Annotated in this window: 19 protein-coding genes; 6 read left to right on the forward strand and 13 right to left on the reverse strand. The window is 60.9% G+C overall.

Going from position 1 to position 26,665, the window contains the following annotated elements; translation table 11 throughout:
• Positions 1-66 precede the first annotated feature (66 nt).
• From B3M58_RS00605 to puuE, 5 genes are all read right to left on the reverse strand, one after another.
• Positions 67-1,398: a urate hydroxylase PuuD gene (locus B3M58_RS00605; RefSeq protein ID WP_296216607.1), complete on the reverse strand. Its 1,332-nt coding sequence runs from the start codon at positions 1,396-1,398 to the stop codon at positions 67-69.
• Between the two features lie 49 nt (positions 1,399-1,447).
• Positions 1,448-1,951, reverse strand: a complete 504-nt coding sequence (locus B3M58_RS00610) for an ureidoglycolate lyase (protein WP_296216608.1) — start codon at positions 1,949-1,951, stop codon at positions 1,448-1,450.
• Between the two features lie 130 nt (positions 1,952-2,081).
• Positions 2,082-3,077, reverse strand: a complete 996-nt coding sequence (alc, locus tag B3M58_RS00615; protein WP_296216609.1) for an allantoicase — start codon at positions 3,075-3,077, stop codon at positions 2,082-2,084.
• 186 nt (positions 3,078-3,263) lie between these two features.
• A complete protein-coding gene (gene uraD, locus B3M58_RS00620; RefSeq protein ID WP_296216610.1) occupies positions 3,264-3,794 on the reverse strand; it encodes a 2-oxo-4-hydroxy-4-carboxy-5-ureidoimidazoline decarboxylase in 531 nt (176 codons plus the stop codon).
• Complete coding sequence (gene puuE / locus B3M58_RS00625; RefSeq protein WP_296216611.1) at positions 3,791-4,720, reverse strand: allantoinase PuuE; 930 nt, start codon at positions 4,718-4,720, stop codon at positions 3,791-3,793. The genes uraD and puuE overlap by 4 nt, the downstream gene beginning before the upstream one ends.
• A 420-nt stretch (positions 4,721-5,140) precedes the next feature.
• Between puuE and uraH the strand changes: the two genes are divergently transcribed.
• On the forward strand, positions 5,141-5,494 hold the full coding sequence (uraH, locus tag B3M58_RS00630; RefSeq protein WP_296216612.1) for a hydroxyisourate hydrolase: 354 nt from the start codon (positions 5,141-5,143) through the stop codon (positions 5,492-5,494).
• Between the two features lie 343 nt (positions 5,495-5,837).
• On the opposite strand, the gene B3M58_RS00635 is transcribed toward uraH, so the two are convergent.
• Together B3M58_RS00635 and B3M58_RS00640 are read right to left on the reverse strand one after the other, a co-directional pair.
• Positions 5,838-6,464 carry a LysE family translocator gene (locus B3M58_RS00635; RefSeq protein WP_296216613.1) on the reverse strand — a complete coding sequence of 209 codons (627 nt, stop codon included), beginning with the start codon at positions 6,462-6,464 and terminating at the stop codon, positions 5,838-5,840.
• Positions 6,465-6,533: 69 nt separating this feature from the next.
• Entirely contained in the window at positions 6,534-7,883 is a 1,350-nt protein-coding gene (locus tag B3M58_RS00640; protein WP_296216614.1) for an NCS2 family permease, read from the reverse strand.
• A 688-nt stretch (positions 7,884-8,571) separates the two neighbouring features.
• Here B3M58_RS00640 and B3M58_RS00645 point away from each other — a divergent pair.
• Positions 8,572-9,339 (forward strand): GntR family transcriptional regulator, encoded by a 768-nt coding sequence (locus tag B3M58_RS00645; protein WP_296216615.1) that lies wholly within the window; start codon positions 8,572-8,574, stop codon positions 9,337-9,339.
• 198 nt (positions 9,340-9,537) lie between these two features.
• Here B3M58_RS00645 and guaD read toward each other — a convergent pair whose 3' ends face one another.
• The 5 genes from guaD to B3M58_RS00670 form a co-directional block, all read right to left on the reverse strand.
• Positions 9,538-10,842 (reverse strand): guanine deaminase, encoded by a 1,305-nt coding sequence (gene guaD, locus B3M58_RS00650; RefSeq protein ID WP_296216616.1) that lies wholly within the window; start codon positions 10,840-10,842, stop codon positions 9,538-9,540.
• 138 nt (positions 10,843-10,980) lie between these two features.
• Positions 10,981-11,826, reverse strand: a complete 846-nt coding sequence (xdhC, locus tag B3M58_RS00655) for a xanthine dehydrogenase accessory protein XdhC (protein WP_296216617.1) — start codon at positions 11,824-11,826, stop codon at positions 10,981-10,983.
• 301 nt (positions 11,827-12,127) lie between these two features.
• Positions 12,128-14,524 carry a xanthine dehydrogenase molybdopterin binding subunit gene (xdhB, locus tag B3M58_RS00660; RefSeq protein ID WP_296216618.1) on the reverse strand — a complete coding sequence of 799 codons (2,397 nt, stop codon included), beginning with the start codon at positions 14,522-14,524 and terminating at the stop codon, positions 12,128-12,130.
• Entirely contained in the window at positions 14,517-15,971 is a 1,455-nt protein-coding gene (xdhA, locus tag B3M58_RS00665) for a xanthine dehydrogenase small subunit (protein ID WP_296216619.1), read from the reverse strand. Before xdhA ends, xdhB begins: the two co-directional genes overlap by 8 nt.
• Positions 15,972-16,344: 373 nt before the next feature.
• Complete coding sequence (locus tag B3M58_RS00670; protein WP_296216620.1) at positions 16,345-17,481, reverse strand: alkane 1-monooxygenase; 1,137 nt, start codon at positions 17,479-17,481, stop codon at positions 16,345-16,347.
• 240 nt (positions 17,482-17,721) lie between these two features.
• Here B3M58_RS00670 and B3M58_RS00675 point away from each other — a divergent pair, with 240 nt between their 5' ends.
• The 4 genes from B3M58_RS00675 to ligA all read left to right on the forward strand — a co-directional run bounded on the left by B3M58_RS00675 (position 17,722) and on the right by ligA (position 25,416).
• Entirely contained in the window at positions 17,722-18,381 is a 660-nt protein-coding gene (locus B3M58_RS00675) for a GntR family transcriptional regulator (protein WP_296216621.1), read from the forward strand.
• Between the two features lie 3 nt (positions 18,382-18,384).
• On the forward strand, positions 18,385-21,873 hold the full coding sequence (gene smc / locus B3M58_RS00680; protein WP_296216622.1) for a chromosome segregation protein SMC: 3,489 nt from the start codon (positions 18,385-18,387) through the stop codon (positions 21,871-21,873).
• A gap of 282 nt (positions 21,874-22,155) precedes the next feature.
• On the forward strand, positions 22,156-22,983 hold the full coding sequence (gene zipA / locus B3M58_RS00685) for a cell division protein ZipA (RefSeq protein WP_296216623.1): 828 nt from the start codon (positions 22,156-22,158) through the stop codon (positions 22,981-22,983).
• A 60-nt stretch (positions 22,984-23,043) separates the two neighbouring features.
• Positions 23,044-25,416 carry an NAD-dependent DNA ligase LigA gene (ligA, locus tag B3M58_RS00690; RefSeq protein ID WP_296216624.1) on the forward strand — a complete coding sequence of 791 codons (2,373 nt, stop codon included), beginning with the start codon at positions 23,044-23,046 and terminating at the stop codon, positions 25,414-25,416.
• A gap of 63 nt (positions 25,417-25,479) precedes the next feature.
• Here ligA and B3M58_RS00695 read toward each other — a convergent pair whose 3' ends face one another.
• The gene (locus B3M58_RS00695) at positions 25,480-26,358 is read right to left on the reverse strand and encodes a helix-turn-helix transcriptional regulator (RefSeq protein ID WP_296216625.1); all 879 of its coding nucleotides are present in this window, start codon (positions 26,356-26,358) and stop codon (positions 25,480-25,482) included.
• Positions 26,359-26,665: the final 307 nt, after the last annotated feature.

Below are 26,665 nucleotides of genomic sequence, written 5' to 3' on the forward strand. Positions count from 1 at the left end.
GGGTACAGAGCCATAAAAAAGCCGCACCCGGTGACGGGTGCGGCGGGGTATTGCATTGCTGGTCGATCAGTTGAGCTGTGCGCCCTGGTCGATCCAGGCGCCGATCAGCTCGCGTTCTTCCTGGGTCATCTGGGTGATGTTGCCCAGCGGCATGATCTGCGAAGCAACGCTTTGCGCGTGGATCTTTGCGGCCTGCGCTTTGATCTGCTCCGGGGTGTCGAGGATAAAACCGGCAGGCGGTGCGCTGAACATCGGGCTGCTGGGGGTGGCCGAGTGGCACACGCTACAGCGTTCCTGAATCACGCTGTTGACCTGGGCAAAGTCGCCAGCGCCCGATGCGCTTTCAGCTGGAGCACTGGCCGCAGGGGCCGCTGCGGCTTCTGCCGGTTTGGCAGCTGCTTCGGCAGCCTTGGCGGCAACTTCCGGGTGGCCGCTGATGCCAGTGGCCGGTACCGGGGCGTATTTGATCACTGCGGTTTTCGCTACGTCGGGGGCGGCCGACTTCATAGTCGGGCCGGTGACGAAAGCCAGGCAGATCATGCCCAGGGCGGCGGCAGGCAGGGTCCAGACGTACTTGCTGCTGTCATGACGGGTGTTGAAGTAGTGGCGCACCAGTACCGCCAGCATCGCGATGCCCGCCAGAATCAGCCAGTTGTATTGGCTGCCGTAGGTGCTCGGGAAGTGGTTGCTGATCATGATGAACAGCACCGGCAGGGTGAAGTAGTTGTTGTGGCGCGAACGCAGCAGGCCTTTGGCCGGCAGGGTCGGGTCCGGCGTGGTGTTGTCTTCGATGGCCTTAACCAGCGCGCGCTGGGCCGGCATGATGGTGAAGAACACGTTGCCGACCATGATGGTGCCGATAATGGCGCCGACATGGATATAGGCCGCGCGGCCGCTGAAGATCTGGCTGAAGCCATAGGCGGCGGCGATGATCAGCACGAACAGCACGGCGCCAAGTAGGGCCGGGCGCTTGCCCAGCGGCGAATCGCAGAGGAAGTGGTAGGCCACATAGCCCGCCACCATCGAGCCGAAACCGATGGCAATGGCCATTTCCGGTGCCAGATCAACGCCCGGCTTGACCAGGTACAGGCTCGGGTTGAGGTAGTAGACCACCAGCATCAGGGCCACGCCCGACAGCCAGGTGGCATAGGCCTCCCATTTGAACCAGTGCAGGTTCTCCGGCATTTTCGGCGGGGCCAGTTTGTATTTTTCCAGGTGGTAGATACCGCCACCGTGAATCGCCCACAGGTCGCCAGACAGGCCTTCGCGGGGATTGCTGCGGTTGAGGTTGTTTTCCAGCCAGACGAAATAGAAGGATGCGCCGATCCAGGCGATGCCGGTGATCATATGGATCCAGCGAATGCCCAGGTTCAGCCACTCAGTAAAATGTGCTTCCACGATCAGTACCTCTTTCCCAGTGCTGGCAGGCCAGTCCCCTGGGCTTCTCTTATTGGTGGGGAGCGAGCAGCAGTTGCTCATGCTCGTCGAAGAAATGCTCATCGCAGTTGTTGCCAGAACCACTGCGATCAACCACCAGGAAGTCATCCCGCTTTTCGATCGTCAGCACCGGGTGGTGCCAAACGCCGCGATGGTAATTAATGCCCTGCCTGCCGTTGCTGCGGAAGGCGCGGACCAACTCTGATTCAGGTGCATCGCCAAGTGGCGCGACCACGATCAGAAAGGGGTGGCCGAGCAGCGGTATGAACGCTTGGCTGCCCAGCGGATGGCGCTCCAGCATGCGTACGGTCAGCGGCATGTCCAGGGCTTCGGCACTGAAGATGCTGATGATCGCCTTATCCTCAGGCTGGGCGGTCTCAACCGCGGCCAGCTTGTGATAACGGCGCGTGGAGCCGTTGTTGATCATGAAAAACTCGCTGCCCTCGGTTTCGATGACATCGCCGAAGGGGGCGAAGGCTTCTTTGCTGAGGGGCTCGATGATCAGTTTGCGCATGATGGTCTTCTGTTTTTAAGTTCGGTTGCTTGTGCGTTTGTGTGGGAGAGGCTGGGCGGCATTCCGCTTTAGCCGCGAGCGTTTCAAGCTATCGCGGCTGAAGCCCCTCCTACAGAGTCATCTGCACGTTTTACTTGGCGACTTTGCCGAACAGGCGCAGGCGGCTGATACCACCGTCCGGGAACACGTTCACCCGTACGTGGGTGATCGGGCCCAGTGCCTTGATCTGCTCGCTGAACTCGTGCTCGGCGTGCATCTGCAGCTTCTGGCTCGGCAGCAGGTCGCGCCAGAACAGGCTCTGGGTTTCGATCTGGCTGTCGGTGCCGCCTTTGACGAAGGCGGCCTGGATCGAGCAGCTGTCCGGGTAGTTGCCTTTGAAGTGCAGGGTGTCGACGACGATGCGCTCGATTTCACCGGGATGGCCGAGGGCGACGATCACCCAGTCGTTGCCTGGAGTACGGCGACGCGCAGTTTCCCAGCCGTCGCCCATGTTGATGCCACGGCCCGGGTTGAGGATGTTGCTCATGCGGCCGAAGTGTTCGTCCGAGCAGGCCAGGGCGCGACCGCCATTCAGTGCGGCAGCCAGGTCGATCTGCTCGTTGTCGCCGATGTTGCTCCAGTCACGGAACGGCACGCCGTATACGCGCAGACGGGCGACGCCGCCGTCCGGGTAGATGTTGAAGCGCAGGTGGGTGAAGGCCTGGGCGTTGGCAATTTCGTGGTAGTGGTGGCTGTTGCCTTGCAGTTCGACGGCGGCCAGCACTTCGGTCCACTGGGTGGCGTCGGTCGGGTCGCCTTCAGCGACGAAGCAGCCTTCCAGGGATGCCGACGGCGGGAAGTTACCGGTGAAGAAACTGGTGTCGATGTCCACGCCCTTGATCGAGCCCGGTACGCCCAGACGGATCACCGCGCTGTCGTAACCTTCGAAGCGCTTGCGGCGCGATTCCCAGCCATCCATCCACTTGCCGTTGTCATCGAACACGCCCTCCTTCCATACGGCCGGAGTCGGCTGGAACAGACGGTTAACGTCGGCGAACCAGTCGTCGGTGACCGAAATGGCCTTGGTGCCCAGGCGTGCGTCGGCGAGGTTGACGTATTTCTCAAAGGGTACGGCGTAAGCTTTCATGAAATGTCTGCCTTAGATGATGGCGTTGGGGAGGGCGGAGTGCTTGAAGCATGTTCAACGTCTGCTGCGCGTCGGCCCTGCTGCGTTAAAAACAGTCTCGAAATGCTCATTTACACCAGTAAACTCCGCTTCCTCGTCTGTTTTTGCCTTGCATTGCTCTAGCTCGCGAGACGTTGAGCGCTTTTTTCAAAGCTGCTGCAAGCGGAACAGCGCGATCTTGTTGATCTCGGCCAGGGCGCAGGCGAATTCCTGCTCCGGGGAGTTATGAATCCGCTCCTCGAAGGCCGCCAGGATCTGGTGCCGGTTGCTGCCTTTCACCGCCATGATGAAGGGGAAGCCGAACTTGGCTTTGTAGGCATCGTTCAGTTCGGTAAAGCGGGCGAACTCTTCTGCGGTACAGGCGTGAATGCCCGCACCGGCCTGCTCCGACGTGGAGGAGGCGGTCAACTCACCGCGTACGGCTGCCTTGCCGGCCAGATCCGGGTGAGCATTGATCAATGCCAGCTGTGCAGCATGGCTGGCACTGAGCAACAGGTCGGCCATGCGCTGATGCAGGCCGTCGATGTCGTTGATGCTGGCGTCCGGGCTTCCGGCGTCCTGGCCCAGGTCGAAGGCCTTCTCGGCCACCCAGGGCGAGTGCTCGTAGATATCGGCGAAGACTTTGACGAAGTCTTCGCGGCTCAAGCGGGACGGGGTCAGGGTTTGAAAACGGCTCATTTGTTGTTCTCTACAAAAGGGTGAGTGGTGTGCCAGTGGCGGGCAATATCGACGCGCCGTGCGAACCACACCTTGTCATGGCCATTGACGTACTCGATGAAGCGCGCCAGGGCGGCCAGGCGTGCCGGGCGGCCGAGCAGGCGGCAATGCATACCGATCGAGAGCATCTTCGGTGCGCCGTCCATGCCTTCTGCATAGAGCACGTCGAAGGCGTCCTTCAAGTACTGATAGAAGTCGTCGCCGGTGTTGAAACCCTGCACCTGGGTGAAGCGCATGTCGTTGGTGTCCAGGGTGTAGGGGATCACCAAGTGCGGCTTGGCCGCGGTGCTGGCCGGGTCCCAGTAGGGCAGGTCGTCGTCGTAGGTGTCCGAGTCATAGAGGAAACCACCTTCCTGCATGACGATACGCCGGGTATTCGGCCCGGTGCGGCCGGTGTACCAGCCGAGCGGGCGTTCGCCAGTGATGTCGGTGAGGATGCGGATGGCTTCGAGCATATGCTCGCGCTCTTCGACCTCGCTCATGTACTGGTAGTCGATCCAGCGATAGCCGTGGCTGCAGATCTCGTGACCGGCGGCGACCATCGCTTTGATCGCATCCGGGTGACGCTGCGCGGCCATGGCCACGGCGAACACGGTCAGCGGAATGTCATGTTTCTGGAACAGCTTGAGCAGGCGCCAGATGCCGGCACGGCTACCGTACTCATACAGCGACTCCATGCTCATGTTGCGCTCGCCCTGCAACGGCTGGGCGGAGACCATCTCGGAGAGGAACGCTTCGGACTCCTTGTCGCCGTGCAATACGTTGCGTTCGCCGCCTTCCTCGTAGTTGAGTACGAAGGAAATGGCGATACGGGCATCGCCCGGCCAGTGCGGATGCGGAGGGTTGTTGGCGTAACCGATCAGGTCGCGTGGGTAGTCAGCGCTCACTGCAGTCTTCCTTCTTAGCGTTGTTGCGGCCACTGCGTAGCCCATGGGGTATGGGTACGCGACCGTGATGGGATAATTGTATACAAAGTACATTGCATTTTGTAAATAGAAAATTTACCTATTTTGCTGAGCCCATTCACTGCAAGAAATCTGCCTATATGGTCAGGTGTTTGCACTGTAGCGTTCTGTTTATAAGGCTCTGCGGCTTTTCAGGTGAGCCTGGTATGGTTCTCGTCTGCCACGATATGAGTAGGTTTATTGTGTACAATATTTTTAAAAAGTGTCTTATATTTTTATTTCGACGTGCTATGCTCTGTCCACGTCGAGGCTGCGTGAAGCCTGAACGACCTGCCGAATTCAATAAAAGTAGAGGAGGTGCGGTGTCTGCGTGGCAGTTGCCAGCGTAGATGCCCATGACCAATGGGACGATTGACGACACATGTACTCGATGCCGCACATGGCTGCCCTGGCAGTGCCATCACCGTTGAGCTGTACCGCGTCGAAGGTGCGCAACTGGAGCTGCTGGCCACTGTCGTGACCAACCATGATGGCCGTTGCGATGCGCCGATTCTGCAAGGCGATGATTACCGCAGTGGCGTCTATCAATTGCACTTTCATGCCGGCGATTACTACCGGGCGCGTGGCGTGAGCCTGCCCGAGCCGGCGTTCCTGGATGTGGTGGTGCTGCGTTTCGGCATCGATGCCGGCCAGGACCACTACCACGTACCGCTGCTGATTTCCCCCTACAGCTACTCCACCTACCGCGGTAGCTGAACCGAATGTTTGTCACCCTCTGACTCGTTTAGAGAGTCCTTGGCCCGTATGCACTGCGGGCTTTTTTTTGTCTGGAATTTGCCTGCTGGCCGTCGATCTTGCGCACAAGGTGGACAAGCCTGCGGCATGTCCACCCTACGAGGTTGGTCGATGTCGGGCGAACATGGCGAGGTCGTGTCCGCCAGCGCTGGCGCTAGCTGTTCACCGGTCCGCACTCCGTAGAGTGGCTCGGGTGGCGCTCCGCTACCCCGCGCATTGCCGGTGGTGACTTTAAAGGTGGGCAGGCCTGCGAGGTTGGTCGATGTCGGGCGGACATGGCGAGGTCGTGTCCGCCAGCGCTGGCTCAGCGGCTCAGCAGCGAGGCCGCTCCAGCGCCGCCAAACAGTGCCGCGCTGATACGGTTGAACCATACCTGCCCCTTGCCCGAGCGCAGGTAGCGCGCGGCGCCCTGGGCGCTGAGGCCGTAGAACAGCTTGCAGCTCAGATCGAGCACCGCCCAGGTGGCAATCATCACCAATAACTGGCTGAGCATCGGCCGTTCGGCGCTGATGAATTGCGGCAGGAAGGCGGCAAAGAACAGGATGTCTTTGGGGTTGCTGGCACCCAGGCCGAAGGCTTTCCAGAACATAGCGCGAACGCTCGGGTTGACCGGTTGCTCTTCGGCCGTCACTGGCTTGGCGGCTTGGCGCGACTCCTGCCAGCTCTGCCAGGCGAGGTAGAACAGGTAGAGCGCGCCGACGATCTTCAGTGCGCTGAACAGCTGTTCGGACGCCAGCAGCAGGGCGCCCAGGCCGAGCGCCGAGGCGCTGAGCAAGCAGATCGACGCCGACACGCCGCCGAGAAACGCCGGAGCCGAGCGGCGCAGGCCATAGTTCAGGCTGTTGCTGACCATCAGCAGCGACAGCGGCCCGGGGATCAGGATCACGATCAGTGCGGCGCTGCTGAACAGCAGCCAGGTTTCCAGACTCATTGCATTCTCTCCAGATGTGGAAAAGCCCCAGCGCCGAAACGCTGAGGCTTGGTAACGCTCAGGCCAACCTTACAGGAAGGCGAACTTGGCGATAAAGATCACACACAGTACATACAGGCTGACCGAGACCTTGTCGCGTTGACCCGTCAGCAGCTTCAGTGTGGCGTAGGTCAAAAAGCCCAGGGCGATGCCGTTGGCGATCGAGAAGGTCAGCGGCATCATCACCACGGTGACGATCGCCGGAATAGTGTCGGTGAGGTCTTCCCAGTCGATGTGCGCCATGCCGCTCATCATCAGCATCGCCACATAGATCAGCGCGCCGGCGGTGGCGTAAGCCGGAATCATGCCAGCCAACGGGGCAAAGAACATCGCCGCCAGGAACAGCACACCTACAGTGACCGCGGTCAGCCCGGTACGGCCGCCCGCCGCTACCCCGGAGGCGCTTTCCACATAGCTGGTCACTGGCGGGCAACCGACCACGGCACCGATCACGCTGGAGGTACTGTCGGCCTTCAGGGCCTTGGACAGGTCTTTGATCTTGCCGTCTTCCTCGACCAGGTTGGCGCGGTGCGCCACCCCCATCAGGGTGCCGGCGGTGTCGAACATGTTCACGAACAGGAAGGCCAGGATCACGCTGATCATGGCGATATTGAACGCGCCAGCGATGTCCATCGCCATAAAGGTCGGCGCCAGGCTTGGCGGCATCGACACCAGACCGTTGTACTCGACCAGGCCCAGCGCCCAGCCCAGGGCGGTCACGCCGAGCATGCTGAACAGGATGGCGCCGAAGACGTTGCGGTGGCTGAGCACGGCAATCATCAGGAAGCACACCGCGGCCAGCAGCGCCGACGGCTCACCGAAGGAACCCATGGTCAGCAGGGTGGCCGGGCTATCGACGACGATGCCGGCGGTCTTCAGGCCGATCAGGCCGAGGAACAAGCCGACCCCGGCACCCATGGCGAAGCGCAGGCTCATCGGGATGCTGTTGAGCAACCATTCGCGAATCTTCGATAGGCTCATGATCATAAACAGCACGCCGGAGATGAACACCGCCCCCAGGGCGATTTGCCAGCTGTAGCCCATCTCGCCAACCACGGTGTAGGTGAAGAAGGCGTTAAGACCCATGCCCGGCGCCAGGCCGACTGGCCAGTTGGCGTACAGCCCCATAAGGAAGCAGCCGAGCGCTGCGCCGATGCAGGTGGCGACAAACGCGGCGCCATGATCGACGCCGGCCGTGGCCATGATGTTGGGGTTGACGAAAATGATGTAGGCCATGGTGACGAATGTCGTCAGGCCTGCCAGCAGTTCGGTTTTGATACTGGTGCGGTGCTCGGTCAGCTTGAAGAAGCGGTCGAGTAGACCGGTCTTGGCCAGCCCTTGAACGTGAGTCGCATGTTGTTCTTGTTTAGCGCTTTCCACAGCAGGTACTCCTCATCTCTCTTGTTGTGTACCACCCAGAGTCAGTGCCGTGGCACGGTTCGACTCTCTGAGGCAGATGGTGCGTTGGGGTGTGCTTGCTGGCTTAGTTGTTGACCGAGCGGTCAGGAAGTCACACTGGCGCGATTATGCGTTTGTATACAAAAAAAGCAAATAATGTTTTCTTTGTTGCGCAAATTGAACCAATAGATTGTCTGCGCCAGGTTGCAGAGTTGTGCTCGCGACAATCGGTGTCTTGTTTTTATGTAAATTCTAATTAAAACAATACCTTATGATTTTATCCAAATAGCCGGTAAGCACCTGCTGCCTACGCGGTAGCCACGGAAAAATGCATGCGCAGGCGGCGTTAAGCTATTTGCTCAGCACAAAAATGAGTTTTTATAAGAAATCAATTTACCCGCTGCACAGTGAGAAGCGCCGTCGTGGCGATTGTCTGGTGGTTGCACCGATGGGGTGCTTGGCTGGAGCGAGTGGGCATAAAGTGTGCGCAGTGGTTAGATTGTGTACAATGCATAAGACTTTTCCCTCTGATTTTTCACCACATACTGCTTGCCAGGTGCTAGGTGAAAAGCAGTAGAGTCTCGCTAGTCAGTTATTGAAACCCTCTCGGGCTTGGCGCTCCTGGCTTTCAACGACCAGCAAACCGCCGACCTCTTTGACGCGAGCCAGAATGAACGATCAATTGCAGCCCCTTAAGAAGCAGCCGCGTATCGGCAAAAGCAGCCGCAGCGGGACTCAGGACGATATCGTTTACGCGCATATCTTCGATGCCATCCTCGAGCAGCGCCTGGCACCTGGCACCAAGCTCAGCGAAGAAGCCCTCGGCGAGATTTTCGGCGTCAGCCGCACCATCATTCGCCGCGCTCTGTCGCGCTTGGCGCATGAAGGCGTGGTGTTGCTGCGGCCGAACCGTGGCGCGGTAGTGGCCAGCCCGAGCGTGGAAGAGGCGCGGCAGATTTTTTACGCTCGGCGCATGGTCGAGCGAGCGATCACCGAGTTGGCGGTGACCTATGCCACTGCCGAGCAACTCAGCGAGTTACGCCAGATGGTCGAAGACGAGCAGAGCAGCTTCTCGCGCGGCGATCGCGGCGCGGGTATCCGCTTGTCCGGCGAGTTCCACCTGAAATTGGCCGAGGCGGCGAAGAACGCGCCATTGATCAGCTTCCAGCGCAGCTTGGTGTCGCAAACTTCGCTGATCATCGCCCAGTACGAAAGCGGCAGCCGTTCGCACTGCTCCTATGACGAGCATAACCAGTTGATCGATGCCATCGAGGCGCGCGATGCGGCCAAGGCCGTGAGCCTGATGATGCATCACATGGATCACATCGACAGCAAGCTCAACCTCGACGAAGAGAGTGCCTCGGACGATTTGCACGCGGTGTTCTCGCACCTGCTGCAAACCAAGAAGAAGCCAGGGCGTAACGCCGCCAATCGCTGATTGCCGAGCGCCTCCTGAACAAGCCCCGCATCGTCGTGATGCGGGGCTTTTTTGTGTTTTGCACAATCAGGCGCGGCCGTAGGTTAGCGGCATTGCGCTGCCAAGGCTTCAGTGCCGCGTAACCCAACAGTGCTGCCTGCAACGCGTGCAATCGCGGTGGGTTACGCGGCGCGGTCTAGCCGACGGATCGCCACCCCCTCAATCCCTACGATGCACCGACTGGCCGGCGGCGAAGGTTTCCTTAACCGCGCGGTCGTCGCCGAGCATGGTCAGGGCGAACAGCTTCTCGTCGAGGGTCTTGGCCTGCTGCATGCGGTAGCTGATCAGCGGCGTGGCGTTGTAGTCGAGCACCACGAAGTCGGCGTCTTTGCCGCTCTCGAAATTGCCCAGCTTGTCGTCCAGGTACAGCGCGTTGGCACCGCCGAGGGTGGCCAGGTACAGCGACTTGAACGGGTCGAGTTTCTTGCCTTGCAGCTGCATGACCTTGTACGCCTCGTTCAGCGATTGCAGTTGGCTGAAACTGGTGCCAGCGCCGACGTCGGTGCCCAGGCCGACGCGTACGCCATGCTGCTCCAGCGCTTGCAGATCGAACAAACCGCTGCCAAGAAACAGGTTGGAGGTCGGGCAGAAGGCCACCGCCGAACCGGTCTCAGCCAGACGTTTGCACTCGTCGTCGCACAGGTGCACGCCGTGGGCGAACACCGAGCGCGCGCCGATCAGTTGGTAGTGGTCATACACATCCAGGTAGCCCTTGCGCTCGGGGAACAGCTCTTTCACCCACTCGATTTCCTTGCGGTTCTCGGACAGGTGGGTGTGCATATACAGGCCCGGGTACTCCTGGTATAGCTGGCCAGCCAGGCGCAGTTGTTCCGGGGTGCTGGTCGGGGCGAAGCGCGGAGTCACCGCATAATGCAGGCGGCCTTTGCCGTGCCAGCGCTCGATCAGTTCCTTGCTGTCGGCGTAGCCGGATTCCGCGGTGTCGGTCAGATAATCCGGGGCATTGCGGTCCATCAGCACCTTACCGGCGATCATCCGCAGGTTCAGCGCTTCGGCGGCTTCGAAGAAGGCGTCCACCGATTGCTTGTGCACCGTGCCGAACACCAGGGCGGTGGTGGTGCCGTTGCGCAGCAGTTCCTTGAGGAAGATCCCGGCCACGTCCGCAGCGTGGGCCTTGTCGGCGAATTGCTGCTCGGTGGGGAAGGTGTAGGTGTTCAGCCAATCCAGCAGCTGCTCGCCGTAGGAGGCGATCATCCCGGTTTGCGGGTAGTGGATATGCGTATCGATGAAACCGGGGGTGATCAATGCGTCACGGTACTCGGTGATTTCCACGCCCTTGAGGCTGGGCAGCAGCTCGGCGGCGTGGCCAACCTGGGCGATCTGGCCATCTTCGACAACCAGCAGGCCGTCTTCGAAGTATTGGTAGGACGCTTCGACGCCGACCACGGCAGGGTCGGCGAGGCTGTGCAGGATGGCGGCGCGGTAGGCGTGGGTCGTGGTGCTCATGGTTGTCTCTATCAATCGTTGAGTGGGGTCGGTAGGAGCGGCCTTGGCTGCGATTGGGTCTGATCGCGGCCAAGGCCGCTCCTACAGAAATCTGTGCAAGCTCAGGATGTCGGTTGGGCTTCGCTCCTCGGCGCCAACCTACGAGTGTTCGGCTGTGCTTCTGCGTGACGCCGGCAGCAGTTTGGCGACGCTGGTTTCGCCCTTTTTCACGTCCAGGCCAAAGGTGGCGTTGTAGGTGGCGATCACTTCGCCGGCGATGGACACGGCGATTTCCACCGGCAGCTTGCCTTTCACCTCGGCAATGCCCATGGGGCAACGCATGCGCGCCACCACGGCCGGGTCGAAGCCGCGATCACGCAGGCGGTGTTCGAACTTGGCGCGTTTGGTCTGCGAGCCGATCAAGCCGTAATAGGCGAAATCGTTGCGTTTGAGGATGGCGGCGGTCAGCTCCAGGTCGAGCTGATGGTTGTGGGTCATGACGATAAAGTAGCTGCCGGCGGGCATGCGTTCGATCTCGTCGATCACCTCGTCATTCACCACTTTGTCGACCCCGGCCGGGATCTGCTCGGGAAACTCGCTTTCCCGCGAATCGATCCAGCGCACCTTGCAGGGCAGGCTGGCGAGCAGCGGCACCAGGGCGCGGCCGACATGGCCGGCACCGAATACGGCGATCTGCGCCTGTGGCTGGCCCATGGGTTCGAACAGCAGCACGGTGGCACCGCCGCAGCACTGGCCGAGGCTGGCCCCGAGGCTGAAACGCTCCAGGCGGGTGTCCTGGCTGCGGCTGCTGAGCATTTCGCGGGCCAGCTCCATCGCCTTGTATTCCAGGTGACCGCCACCGATGGTTTCGAAGATGCGGTCAGCGGTGACCACCATTTTCGAGCCGGCATTGCGCGGGGTTGAGCCGCGTTCTTCGATGATGGTCACCAGCACGCAAGGCTGGCCTTGCTGCTGTAGTTCGGCGAGGGCGCTGATCCAGCTCATTTGCTCAGCCTCCAGGTAGGCGGCAGTTGTCCCGGGCGTGGCAGGCGCCAGTTGCTTGCCGACGGGTCCAGTATGGGTGCCGGAATCGGTCGAGGTGTCTGGGGTTTCGCTTCGGTGTGTTTTGTCATTGTTCTACACCTGTTCGGTTGCGTAGATCCGAGGTTTATTCGCAAGGCCTACGGCCTCGTAGGGTGGACATGCCGAAGGCTTGTCCGCCACCTGGGAGCCATCGGTGGACAAGGCTTCGCCATGGCCACCCTACAAAAGCGTGCCCGGATGCAATCCGGGCTACATATTGGCGTTATGCCGGTTCTATCTCGACTACCGTCGCGGTCTTGGCCGTTTGCTGCAGTTTCTTCATCTGCTCCACGCCCCAGAGCACGCGCTCCGGCGTGGCCGGGGCGTCGATGTTCGGTTGTACGCGGTAGTCAGCCAGGCTGGCCACGGCGTCCTTGATCGCACACCACACGGCGATGCCGAGCATAAACGGCGGCTCACCGACGGCCTTGGAATGGAACACGGTGTCTTCCGGGTTCTTGCGGTTTTCTACCAGGTTGACGCGCAGGTCCAGCGGCATATCGGCGATGGCGGGGATCTTGTAGCTGGCCGGGCCGTTGGTCATCAGCTTGCCCTTGCCGTTCCACACCAGCTCTTCCATGGTCAGCCAACCCATGCCTTGAACGAATGCGCCTTCCACCTGGCCGATGTCGATAGCCGGGTTCAGCGAGGCGCCGACGTCATGCAGGATGTCGGTTCGCAGCATCTTGTACTCGCCGGTCAGGGTATCGACTATCACCTCGGAACAGGCTGCGCCGTAGGCGAAGTAGTAGAAGGGACGGCCGGCGGCCTTGTCGCGGTTGTAGAAAATTTTCGGCGTGCGGTAGAAGCCGGTGCTCGAAAGCGACACCTGACCGAAGTAGGCCTTCTGGATCACTTCCTCGAAGCTCAGGAACAGATCGCGCACGCGCACCTGGCTGTTGCGGAACTCAACGTCTTCCGGGGTGACCTTGTACTCGCGCACCAGGAAGTCGACCAGGCGCTGCTTGAGCGTTTCGGCAGCATTTTGTGCGGCCTTGCCGTTAAGGTCGGCACCGCTGGAGGCGGCGGTCGGCGAGGTGTTCGGCACCTTGTCGGTGTTGGTGGCGGTGATCTGGATGCGCGAGATGTCCACCTGCAGCACTTCGGCGACGATCTGCGCGACCTTGGTGTTGAGGCCCTGGCCCATCTCGGTGCCGCCGTGGTTCAGGTGGATCGAACCGTCGGTGTAGATATGGATCAGCGCGCCGGCCTGGTTGAGGAAGGTGGCGGTAAAGCTGATGCCGAATTTCACCGGGGTCAGCGCCAGGCCTTTCTTCAATACCGGGCTCTTGGCGTTGAACGCGCGGATTTCTTCGCGGCGTTTGGCGTAGTCACTGCTGGCTTCCAGCTCGGCGGTCATCTCGTGGATAACGTTGTGCTCGACGGTCTGGTGGTAGTGGGTGACGTTGCGCTCGGTCTTGCCGTAGTAGTTGGTCTTGCGCACTTCCAGCGGGTCTTTGCCCAGGCTGCGCGCCACCGCATCCATGATCTCCTCGATGGCGACCATCCCTTGCGGGCCGCCGAAGCCGCGGTAGGCGGTGTTCGACGCGGTGTTGGTCTTGCAGCGATGACCATTGATGGTGGCATTGCCGAGGAAGTAGGCGTTGTCGGAGTGGAACATCGCGCGGTCGACGATCGAGCCGGACAGGTCTGGCGAGTACCCGCAGTTGCCGGCCAGTTCGATCTCGATGCCATGCAGCAGGCCGTTGTCATCGAAGCCGACGTCGTATTCGACGTAGAACGGGTGACGCTTGCCGGTCATCTGCATGTCTTCGACGCGCGGCAGGCGCATCTTGGTCGGTCGGCCGGTGAGATGGGCGATTACTGCGCACAGGCACGCCGGGCCAGCGGCCTGGGTTTCCTTGCCGCCGAAACCGCCACCCATGCGGCGCATGTCGATGACGATCTTGTGCATCGGCACGCCGAGCACTTCGGCCACCAGTTTCTGCACTTCGGTGGCGTTCTGCGTCGAGGTGTAGACGAGCATGCCGCCGTCTTCAGTCGGCATCACCGAGGAAATCTGGGTTTCCAGGTAGAAGTGTTCCTGGCCGCCGATATGCAGGCTGCCTTGCAGGCGGCGCGGCGCGCTGGCCAGTTCGGCAGCGGAGTTGCCGATCTTGTGCTGGTGGCTGTCGAGGACGAAATGCTTCTTGCGCAGCGCATCGACCACGTCGAGAACCGGCTCGAGGTCTTCGTATTCGATGATCGCGGCCATGGCTGCCTTGCGTGCAGTTTCCAGGCTGTCGGCACCCACGGCCAGTACCACCTGGCCAACGTATTCAACCTTGCCGTCCGCCAGCAGTGGGTCACCGGCGACCACCGGGCCGATGTCCAGCTGGCCGGGTACATCATCCTTGGTGATGGCAATGGCCACCCCAGGAATGGCATAGCAGGGGCTGGTGTCGATGCTGACGATGCGCGCGTGGGCGCGGTCGCTCATGCGGGCATAGACGTGCAGCTGATTGGGGAACTCCAGGCGGTCGTCGACGTAGATGGCTTCGCCGGAGACGTGCTTGTCCGCGCTTTCATGTTTGACGCTCTTGCCAACGCCGGTGGTGATGTCGGCGCGGAACAGTTCGGCCAGTTCGGCCTGGCTTTTAACTACATGATGATTAGACATACGCGGTCACCCGGGTTTCGACTTCGGGAGCTTGCAGCTCGAGGAAGAATTTACGCAGCAGATTCTGTGCAGTGAGCAGGCGGTATTCCTTGCTGGCGCGGAAGTCGCTGAGTGGGGTGAAGTCCTCGGCCAGGGCGGCGCAGGCACGCTCGATCACGCCCGGATACCAGGCCGAGCCTTGCAGCGCGGCTTCACAGGCCGCGGCGCGTTTCGGAATCGCGGCCATACCGCCAAAGGCGATACGCGCGCTTTGCACCACGCCATCTTCGACCACCAGGTTGAAGGCGGCGCACACGGCGGAGATGTCATCGTCGAGGCGCTTGGACACCTTGTAGGCGCGGAACGCCTGGCTGGCCTGGTGGCGCGGCACGATGATCTTCTCGATAAATTCGGCTTCCTGACGGGCAGTCACCTTGTAGTCGAGGAAGTAGTCTTCGATCGGCAGGGTGCGGCTGCTGTTGCCTTTGCGCAGCACGATCTGTGCGCCGAGGGCGATCAGCAGCGGCGGGGCGTCGCCAATCGGTGAGGCGTTGCCGATATTGCCGCCCAGGGTGCCCTGGTTGCGGATTTGCAGGGAGGCGAAGCGGTGCAGCAGCTCGCCGAAGTCCGGGTAGTCCTGGGCCAGGGCGGCGTAGCAATCGGACAGCGCGGTGGCGGCACCGATTTCGATGCTTTCGGCGGTCACTTCGACGCGTTTCATCGCCTCGATATGGCCGACGTAGATCATCACCGGCAGCTCGCGGTGGAACTGGGTGACTTCCAGGGCCAGGTCGGTGCCGCCAGCGAGCAGGCGGGCTTCCGGGTTGGCGGCGTAGAGATCGGCCAAATCGGCGACGGTCAGCGGCAGCAGGCAGCGTTTGTCGCCGCTGTTGAGCTCGGCGGTGTCACGTGGGGCGATGGCTTTCAGTTGCGCGACGGTCTGCGCTTCGGCAGCGTCGAACTGATCGGGCTGTTTCTGGCAGCAGGCCTGCTCGGCAGCATCGATAATCGGGCGGTAGCCAGTACAGCGGCACAGGTTGCCGGCCAGGGCTTCCATGGTGTCAGCCTTGTCGAAGCCGCCGCTGCCTGACGCGGCCCGGTTCTTCTGCAGGGCGAACAGCGACATGACAAAGCCAGGGGTGCAGAAGCCGCACTGCGAGCCATGGCAGTCGACCATGGCCTGCTGCACGCTGTGCAGTTTGCCCTGGTGCTTGAGGTCTTCGACCGTGATCAGCTGTTTGCCGTGCAAGGAGGAAACGAAGGTCAGGCAGGAGTTGAGGGTGCGATAACGCACGCGCTCGCCGTCCAGCTCACCTACTACCACGGTGCAGGCACCACAGTCGCCAGAAGCGCAGCCTTCTTTGGTTCCGGATTTGCCAAGATGCTCACGCAGGTAATTGAGCACGGTGACGTTTGGGTCCAGGGCATGCTCAGTATGCAGCTCCCGGTTGAGTAAAAACTGGATCAAGGACGACCTCCAGGCACTTTATTGTTGTGTACGAGCGACTCGCCAGGATGGGCTCGCACTGAGGCCCTGGCATACGTTGCATGGGGCCAATCTAGAGTTTTCTGACTTTTGGGTCAATAAATATTTGACCTTATGGTCAGGGAATTGTCATGCGATTCGGTTATGAGCCAGGGGGCCACAAGGGATTGCCTTAAAGGCTAGCGGATTTTGTGCCAGCGCAGGCTCTGTAACGGGGGATTCAGGCGAGAGGCGATTGACCGTGCAGGGTGGGCTTCGGCCCACCAGGGCCCGATGAGCGGCGAGTGTTGCAGGTTGGCACCATGAAAAAAGCCCCGAAGACCTGCATCTTCGGGGCTGAGTGGTGCCGCGTTGTTTAGTGTGCGAGTTGCGAGTCGGTCAACTGGTGCTCTTCGCCGGCGTAATAGGCACGCACGCGTGGGTCCATCACCGCGCGCCACAGTGGCGGGAACAACGCCAGGACGATCATCCCGGCATAGCCGTTGGGCAGTTGCGGGCTGTCGTCGAAGTGGCGCAGCACCTGGTAGCGGCGTTTGGCGTAGGCGTGGTGGTCGGAATGGCGTTGCAGGTGAAAGAGGAACAGATTGGTCAGCAGGAAGTTGCTGTTCCAGGAGTGCGTCGGATTGGTGCGCTCGTAGCGACCGTCTTCCTGCTTGCGCCGGTGCAGACCGTAGTGCTCCACGTAATTGACGATCTCCAGCAGGGTGAGGGCTATAAAGGACTGGCCGAGGAAGAACAGCGCGCCCAGCCAGCCAAACGCCAAGCCGAAGCCGAGCAGGAACAGTGCGCTGATGGCGTACCACCAGATCAGCTCGTTGCGCCAATGCAGCGCCGCTAGCCCCTTGCGCTTCAGGCGCTGGCTTTCCAGAGCCCAGGCATTGCGGAAGTTGTGTTTGTAGGCGTGTGGCAGGAAGGCATACAGGCTTTGCCCGTAACGCGACGACGAGGCGTCTTCCGGCGTGGAAACATGCACGTGGTGACCGCGCACATGCTCGATCTTGAAGCCGGCGTAACACACCGCAGCGAGCAGCAAGCCGCCGGCATTTTGTTCGAGTTGTGGGTCCTTGTGGATGAATTCGTGGGCCACGGTGATACCAATCGCGCCGGTGACCGTGCCCACCGAGAGCAGCCAGCCGAGTTGACCGAGCCAGCTCCAGGCCTCGTAGTGCACGAACACCCAGCCAGACCAGATCAGCATGCCGAGCAGAAAGGGTACTGTGCTCAAGCTTAGGAAGCGGTAGTAGCCTTGTTTATCCATCTGCGGAACTTGAACGGCTTCATCCGGGTTGGCTGGGTCGCGTCCGACAAGTGCATCGAGCAGTGGAATCACCCCGAACACGATGCTGACCACCAACCAGGCCCAGGCGTTGGCGTATTCGCTGCCCAGCGACCAGTAATAGCTGAGCGGGATACCGAGTACCGGGATCAGCCAGATCCAGTAGCCGACTTTCTTCAGGGCGATGATCCAGGGCGAGGGCAGGCGTTCGAACATGGTGGCTCCGTCTTATTATTCTGTGCATGATTGGTTGGTAGGATTGTAGGACAATCAGTTTCTGTGACTACCCACCCACAGCCCATCTTTTGCTCGGAAAGCCCGCCTCACCTGCCCTTGGCCCGGTAACACCCTGTGTTACACTCGCGCCTGCAATTGCCGGCCTCGCGCCCAGCCAGGGCGGGAGCGCAGACCAGTCAGACGCTTGCGCCAATAGGTCCATAGAGCCTAAGGAAAACCATGACGTTCAAGGCACCGGACAGCCTCGCCGAGCAGATCGCTCATCACCTCGCGGAACGCATCATTCGCGGTGAACTGAAGGAACGCGAGCGCATTCAGGAGCAGAAAGTCACTCAGTCATTGAATGTCAGCCGGGGTTCGGTGCGCGAGGCGCTGCTGATTCTCGAACGGCGCCATTTGATCGTGATCCTGCCGCGCCGCGGCGCCCAAGTCACCGAACTCACCCCGCACAACGTCAAGAGCCTGTACGCCCTGGTCATGGAGCTGTACATCCTGCTTGCCCGCGCGGTGGCCGATGGCTGGCGCGTCGAGGCCGACCTGGCGCCGTTTTTGGCGATCCAGCAGCGCTTGTTGGCGAGTTTGCAGCGTGAGGACATTCACGCCTTCGTCGAGGGCAGCTTCGATATCATGCGCGCCGCCTTCCCGTTCTCGAACAACCCCTATCTGCAAGAAACCGTCGAGAACCTGCTGCCGGCCATCAGTCGCACCTATCACCTGGCGCTGGAGCGGCGCAAAGGCGAGATGGGCCAGTTCATGAACACCTTCGCCGCGCTGCTGCAAGCCATCATTGCCCGTGACCACCAGCAGGCGCGTGAGGTGCTAACCGGCTACGGCGAGCACAACTGCCAGTTGGTGCTGGCCACCCTGGCCGAGCGCTGATCGATGCGGCTCAAGTGCATCAAGCTCGCGGGTTTCAAATCCTTCGTCGACCCGACCACGGTGACCTTCCCCAGCAATATGGCGGCGGTGGTTGGGCCCAACGGCTGCGGCAAGTCGAACATTATCGACGCCGTACGCTGGGTGATGGGCGAGAGTTCGGCGAAGAACCTCCGTGGCGAGTCGATGACCGACGTCATCTTCAACGGCTCCAATACGCGCAAGCCAGTGACCCAGGCGTCCATCGAGCTGATTTTCGACAACTCCGATGGCACCCTGACTGGCGAATACGCCGGCTATAACGAGATTTCGATTCGCCGACGGGTGACCCGCGACAGCCAGAACACCTATTTCCTCAACGGCACCAAGTGCCGCCGTCGCGACATTACCGACATCTTCCTCGGCACCGGCCTGGGGCCGCGCAGCTACTCGATTATCGAGCAGGGCATGATCAGCAAGCTGATCGAGGCCAAGCCGGAAGACCTGCGCAACTTTATCGAGGAAGCCGCCGGCATCTCCAAGTACAAGGAGCGTCGCCGCGAGACTGAAAACCGCATTCGCCGTACCCACGAGAACCTGGCGCGCCTGACCGACCTACGTGAAGAGCTGGAGCGTCAGCTCGATCGCTTGCACCGTCAGGCTCAGTCGGCGGAGAAGTACCAGGAATACAAGGCCGAGGAGCGCCAGCTCAAAGCCCAGCTCACCGCACTGCGTTGGCAGGCGCTGAACGAGCAGGTTGGCCAGCGCGAAGCGGTGATCGGCAACCAGGAAGTCAGCTTCGAGGCGCTGGTCGCCGAGCAGCGCAACGCCGATGCCAGTATCGAACGCCTGCGCGATGGTCACCATGAGCTGAGCGAGCGTTTCAACCTGGTGCAGGGTCGCTTCTATTCGGTGGGTGGCGATATCGCCCGGGTCGAGCAGAGTATCCAGCACGGCCAGCAGCGCTTGCGCCAGTTGCAGGACGATTTGCGTGAAGCCGAGCGCGCGCGCCTGGAAACCGAATCGCACCTGGGCCACGACCGCACCTTGCTGGCGACCCTGGGTGAAGAGCTGGAGATGCTGCTGCCCGAGCAGGAGCTGACCGCCGCAGCAGCGGAAGAATCCGCCGCCGGGCTGGAAGAATCCGAAAGCGCCATGCACGGCTGGCAGGAGCAGTGGGATGGCTTCAACCAGCGCAGCGCCGAGCCGCGCCGTCAGGCCGAGGTGCAGCAGTCGCGGATCCAGCAGCTGGAGCAGAGCCTGGAGCGCCTGGCCGAGCGCCAGCGCCGGCTGAGCGATGAGCTGCTGCAACTGGCTGCCGATCCGGAAGATGCGGCCATTCTCGAGTTGAGCGAGCAGATCGCCGCCAGCGAACTGAGCATCGAAGACCTGCAATTGGCTGAAGAACAGCAGGCCGAGCGCTTGCAGCAATTGCGCAATGACCTGCAACACGCCGGGCAGGCCCAGCAGCAGGCGCAAGGCGAATTGCAACGCCTGAATGGTCGCTTGGCCTCACTGGAAGCCTTGCAGCAAGCGGCGCTGGACCCGGGCAAGGGCGCGGGTGAGTGGCTGCGCGAGCAGCAGCTCAGTGAGCGTCCGCGTCTGGCTGAAGGTTTGCGCGTCGAAGCGGGTTGGGAGCTGGCGGTGGAAACCGTGCTGGGTGCCGACCTGCAAGCTGTGCTGCTGGACGACTTCAACGGCTTGGACTTGAGCGGCTTCGAACAGGGTGATTTGCGTCTGGCCAGCCCCAGCAAGGGCGGCATGCGGGTGGCCGGCAGCCTGCTGGATAAAGTTGAGGCCAGCGTCGATCTGGCTCCTTGGCTGGCCAAGGTCAAGCCGGTACACAGTCTCGATGAAGCGCTGGCCGCGCGCCTGAGCCTGGGCGACGGCGAAAGCCTGATCAGTCGCGACGGTTATTGGGTCGGTCGGCATTTTCTGCGGGTGCGCCGCGCCAGTGAAGCGGAAAGCGGCGTATTGGCCCGCGGCCAGGAAATTGAACGCCTGGGCCTTGAGCGTGAAGAGCGTGAGGCAGCCCTGTCGCTGCTCGATGAGCGGTTGCTGCAACTGCGCGAAAGTCAGGGCCAGCAAGAAGAGTTGCGTGAGCAGCAACGTCGCCAGTTGCAGGAACAGGCCCGTCGCCTCGGTGAACTGAAGGCGCAGCTGTCGGCCGGTCAGGCCAAGGTCGAGCAACTGACCCTGCGTCGCAGCCGTCTGGACAGCGAGTTGCTGGAGCTGGCCGAGCAGCGTGAGATTGAGCATGAGCAACTGGGTGAGTCGCGCTTGCAGCTGCAAGATGCCCTGGACGCCATGGCCACCGACAACGAACAACGCGAAAACCTGCTGGCCAGCCGCGATGTGCTGCGTGAGCGACTCGACCGAGTGCGCCGGGAAGCTCGTCAGCATAAAGATCATGCCCACCAGCTGGCGGTGCGCCTGGGTTCGCTCAAGGCGCAACACGACTCCACTCGCCAGGCCCTGGAGCGTCTGGAATTGCAGGCCGAGCGCCTGCACGAGAAGCGCGAGCAGCTCAATCTCAACCTGGAGGAGGGCGAAGCACCGCTGGAAGAGCTGCGCCTGAAACTGGAAGAGCTGCTCGATAAACGTATGGCGGTCGAGGATGAGCTGAAACTGGCGCGTCTGGCCCTGGAAGATGCTGATCGCGAATTGCGTGATGCGGAGAAACGCCGCACCCAGGCCGAGCAACAATCGCAGTTGCTGCGTAGCCAGCTGGAGCAGCAGCGGATGGACTGGCAATCGCTGACCGTGCGGCGCAAGGCGTTGCAGGATCAGCTGCTGGAAGACCATTACGACCTGCACGGCGTACTGGCGAGCTTGCCAAGCGAGGCCAACGAGCAGGCCTGGGAAGACGAGCTGGAGCGCCTGGCCGCGCGGATTCAGCGTTTAGGTCCGATCAACCTCGCCGCCATCGACGAATACCAGCAGCAATCCGAGCGCAAGCGCTACCTGGATGCGCAAAACGCCGACCTGGTCGAGGCGCTGGACACCCTGGAAAATGTCATTCGCAAGATCGACAAGGAAACCCGCAACCGTTTCAAGGAAACCTTCGATCAGATCAACGGCGGTTTGCAGGCGTTATTTCCCAAGGTTTTCGGCGGTGGCAACGCCTATTTGGAACTCACCGGCGAAGATCTACTCGATACCGGTGTGACTATTATGGCGAGGCCGCCCGGCAAGAAGAACAGCACCATCCATTTGCTCTCGGGTGGTGAGAAGGCGCTGACCGCGTTGGCTCTGGTGTTCGCCATCTTTAAACTCAACCCAGCACCGTTCTGCATGCTCGATGAAGTCGATGCACCGCTGGATGACGCCAACGTCGGCCGCTATGCGCGGCTGGTCAAAGAGATGTCGGAAACTGTGCAGTTCATCTATATCACCCACAACAAGATCGCCATGGAAATGGCCGATCAGTTGATGGGCGTGACCATGCACGAGCCGGGTTGTTCGCGGTTGGTGGCGGTGGATGTGGAGGAAGCACTGGCGATGGTCGAAGCGTGATGCGCACCGCTACGGCACCCGTCGAACGCGGCCAAAGCGGGATGCCGCTGGTCAGGCTGGGGCTCGCTCGCAACGCTGGCCGCGCCAGTGAGCAAACATGACGTTTTTAACGACCTGCTGGCGGTGTAAAGTTGCCTTTCGTCGTGCTAGCTTAATGCCCACTTTTGTTGCACGTGGAAAACGCCTGTCAGAACATGGAGTTGGCGCCACGTTTTAGAGTTACCGAAGCATGGGCTGGATGCTCTTTTTTCATCACATTTTCATTAGGGGTCAGGGTATTTCATGGAATTCGGTCTGCGCGAATGGCTGATCGTCATCGGTATTATTGTGATTGCTGGCATCTTGTTCGATGGCTGGCGGCGCATGCGTGGTGGCAAGGGTAAGTTGAAATTCAAACTCGACCGGAGTTTCTCCAATTTACCGGACGACGGCAGCGATCCGGATCTGCTCAGCCCGCCGCGTGTACTTGAGCGCCACCAGGAACCATCGCTGGACGAGGAAGATTTGCCCTCGATGAGCGCCCGCGAGCTGAACCGTCGGCGCGGCAGTGAACCGCAGCAAGGCGATTTGAACCTGGGTCAGGACGAGCCGGTTCCGACCTTGCTCAATCCGGTCGATGAAGGTGCCGAAGACGCGCGCCACAACGCTACGAAGACCGCCAGCAAAGAGCTGCCACCGGTTGAAGAGGTGCTGGTCATCAATGTGGTGGCCCGTGAGGGCGAGGGCTTCAAAGGTCCGGCCCTGCTGCAGAATATTTTGGAGAGCGGTTTGCGTTTCGGCGAGATGGACATCTTCCACCGCCACGAAAGCATGGCCGGCAATGGCGAAGTACTGTTCTCCATGGCCAACGCTTTGAAGCCAGGCACCTTCGACCTCGACGATATCGAAGGTTTCAGCACTCGCGCGGTGAGCTTCTTTCTCGGCCTGCCGGGGCCGCGTCATCCCAAGCAGGCGTTCGATGTCATGGTCGCGGCTGCACGTAAGCTGGCGCATGAGTTGAACGGCGAGTTGAAGGATGATCAGCGCAGCGTGATGACCGCGCAAACTATCGAGCATTACCGTCAGCGCATCGTCGAATTCGAGCGCAAGCAACTGACCAATAAACGCTAAGCGTAACCGTTTGCAGAAAGAGCAGCCCAGGCTGCTCTTTTCGTTTGAGAGATAAGCACCATGCCTGACGCCCAAGCCGCCGCCGAACGTATCGCCCAGCTCCGTAGTGAGCTCGATGCGCACAACTACCGTTATCACGTGCTTGACGAGCCGAGCATTCCGGACGCCGAGTACGACCGCCTGTTTCATGAGTTGAAGGCCCTCGAAACCGAGCATCCGCAACTGGTGACACCAGATTCACCGACCCAGCGGGTGGGCAGCCTGGCGCTGTCGGCCTTCGGCGAGGTCAAACACGAGGTGCCGATGCTCAGTCTCGGCAACGCCTTCGAAGAAGACGACCTGCGCGATTTCGACCGCCGCGTGCGCGAGGGGCTGGATTTGCCGGCCGGCGATCTGTTCGGTGGCGGCGTCGATGTCGAGTACAGCTGCGAACCCAAGCTCGACGGCCTAGCCGTCAGCCTGCTGTACCGCGATGGTCTGTTGGTGCGTGGCGCCACGCGTGGCGATGGGAGTACCGGCGAGGACATCAGTGTCAACGTGCGCACCATCCGCAATGTGCCGCTCAAGTTGCAGGGCAGCGGCTGGCCGGCGGTGTTGGAGGTGCGTGGCGAAGTCTTTATGTCCAAGACCGGTTTCGACGCGTTGAATGCTCGGCAGCTGGAGGCAGGCGGTAAGACCTTCGCCAACCCGCGTAACGCAGCGGCGGGCAGCCTGCGCCAGCTCGACTCGAAGATTACCGCCAGCCGGCCGCTGGAGTTCTGCTGCTATGGCGTTGGCCAGGTGCAGGGTGAGTTGCCGGACAGCCATATCGGCATTCTCGAGGCGCTGAAGGGTTGGGGCATGCCGATCAGCCGCGAGCTGAAATTGGCCAAAGGGGCGGATGAATGCCTGGCTTACTACCGCAGCATCGGCGAGCGGCGCGAGTCGCTGGCCTACGAGATCGATGGAGTGGTGTTCAAGGTCAACAACCTGGCCTACCAGCGTGAGCTGGGCTTTCGCGCCCGCGAGCCGCGCTGGGCGATTGCACATAAATTCCCCGCGCTGGAAGAGCTGACTGAGCTGCTGGATGTCGAGTTTCAGGTCGGCCGCACCGGTGCGGTAACCCCGGTGGCGCGCTTGAAACCGGTAAAAGTGGCGGGTGTCACAGTGTCCAACGCCACCCTGCACAATATGGATGAGGTGGCACGGCTGGGGGTGATGATCGGCGATACGGTGATTATCCGCCGCGCCGGTGATGTGATTCCGCAGGTGGTGCAGGTGGTGCTTGAGCGGCGGCCATCGGATGTCAGGCCCGTGCAGATTCCTGAAAGCTGTCCGGTGTGCGGTTCGCATGTCGAGCGCACCCAACTGGTCAAACGCAGCAAGGGCAAGGAAACCTTCAGCGAGGGTTCGGTATACCGCTGTGTGGGTCGTCTGGCCTGCGCTGCGCAGCTCAAGCAGGCGATCATCCACTTTGTCTCGCGCCGCGCCATGGACATCGAAGGTCTGGGCGAGAAGAGCGTCGAGCAGTTGGTGGACGAGGGCTTGGTGGCCTCGCCGGCAGATCTCTACACCTTGCAGTTCGAGCAGATAGTCGGCTTGGAAGGTTTCGCCGAGCTGTCCACGAAAAACCTCTTGGCGGCCATCGCCGACAGCCGCAAGCCGAGCCTGGCGCGCTTTATCTATGCGCTGGGCATTCCCGATGTCGGCGAGGAGACCGCCAAGGTGCTGGCCCGTTCGCTGGCGTCGCTGGAGCGGGTCAAGCGGGCATTGCCCGAGGTGCTGACCTATCTGCCGGATGTCGGCCTGGAAGTCGCCCATGAGATTCACAGCTTCTTCGAAGACGCACATAACCGTACGGTAATCGAGCAGTTGTTGGCACGTGGTATCGAGTTGCAGGACGAGGGTGAGCTGCATGCCGAGTTCGCTGCCTGCGCCACGCTGGCCGGTTTTATCGACAAGCTGAACATTCCCTTTATCGCCGTGACTGGCGCAGAGAAACTGGCCGTAAAGTTTGGCTCGTTGCAGGGCATCATCGACGCCGACTGGCTCGACCTGCGTCAGGTCGAACGGCTTAATGAAAAAGCTGCCAGATCACTTCGCGAGTTTTTCGACAAGCCGGAAAATGCCGAGCGGGCGCGGCGTATCGAGGCGCAATTGCATGAGTTCGGCATGCATTGGCAGAGCGAGAAGAAAACCGTCGAAGGCTTGCCGTTGGCCGGGCAGACCTGGGTGCTGACCGGCAGTCTCGAACTGATGAGCCGCGATGTAGCCAAGGACAAGCTGGAGGGTCTTGGCGCCAAGGTCGCCGGTTCGGTATCGGCCAAGACCACGTGCGTGGTCGCCGGGCCGGGCGCAGGTTCGAAGCTGGCCAAGGCCAACGAGTTGGGTGTACAGGTGCTGGACGAGCAAGCGTTTCTCACGGCAATGGCGGCTTATGGCGTCGCGACCTGAGGGTAGACCTGCATCTAGGGCGCGTGGGCTGAAGTCCACCCTACAAGCCGTTCAGGTCGAGAGTCAGGCGTGAACGCCAAGCATCAGGTTATCGAGCACTTGCGCCGTTGCGTCATCCAGGGCGACCTCTGCCGCCAAATGCCGCCCCGGGCGGCGCGCCTGGCGGAATTCGCTGGGGGTACAGCCACAGGACTGTTTGAAAGCGCGAGCGAAGTAGGACGGGTCCTTGAAACCGGCGTCGTAACCGATGCTGGTAATGGGCATCTGGCTGTTGTCGAGCAGCTCCTTGGCGAAGTCCATGCGTTTGTTCAGGATGTAATCCATAAAGCCGATGCCGACGACTTCCTTGAACAGGCGGCTGAAGCGAAAGGGGGTCATGCCGCAGCGTTGCGCCAGTACCTTCTGGTCGATGCTCTCGCGAAAGTGCTGGTCGATATACTGCAGCACCTTCTGCAGCGCCTGGTGTTTCTGGTGCTCGCTAGTCAGGCGGATGCTGTCCGGCAGGCATGGATGGCGCTCCACCAGTGGCTTCTTGCCATGGCTATTGAAACTGCGGCGCAACTCGCACAACTGCTGCAGGGAGTGCAGATAGCGGTTTTTCTCCGCTGCCGAAAGCGGCAGCACCATGTATTCCCACACCCGCGAGCGCATGGCCCATACGGCCAGCTCTTCCGAGTGCTGCACGGTGAACATGGTGATCGGGATCGAAGGTGCGGTGCGCTTGACCTCCAAGAGCAGGCTGAGGCCGAGCGCGTCCGGGCGATCGAAGTGCATGCAGATCATGTCGGGCTGTTGCTCATGGGCCCGCTCGGGCAGGGTGGAAGGTTTCGCCAGACGGCAATCGCAGGTCGCACGGAATTGCCCGATCAGCTCTTCAACCGATCGGTCGTGCGTAAGATCGAGCCATAACAAAAATGGCTTTGTGGCCGAGTTAGACTTCATACCCTTAGCTCTGCGCTTGAGTGTTCTATCAGACTAAAGTCTTAGTGCCACTGTGCTATCAGTGCGAAGATCAAATTCTAATAAAAAAAGCCAAGCCTAGCTCGTTACGCTCTATGTCTCGTTGAGAGCCCAGCGCCACGTGGCGTCCTTCGCTTTTTTCGACGGGGGCGGGATCGACCATTCGTCGCTTGCGAATTAGTTGCAGAGTCATCTGTAAGTTATTCCTTTTCCTGGGATTTCCTTTGTCTATGCATCTATTACGGGTTGCCCATGGCTTTTGTAGGGTGGGTTACGGCGCAGCTGACTG

This window comes from Pseudomonas sp. UBA2684, from assembly GCA_002354655.1.
Taxonomy (GTDB): Bacteria; Pseudomonadota; Gammaproteobacteria; order Pseudomonadales; family Pseudomonadaceae; genus Aquipseudomonas.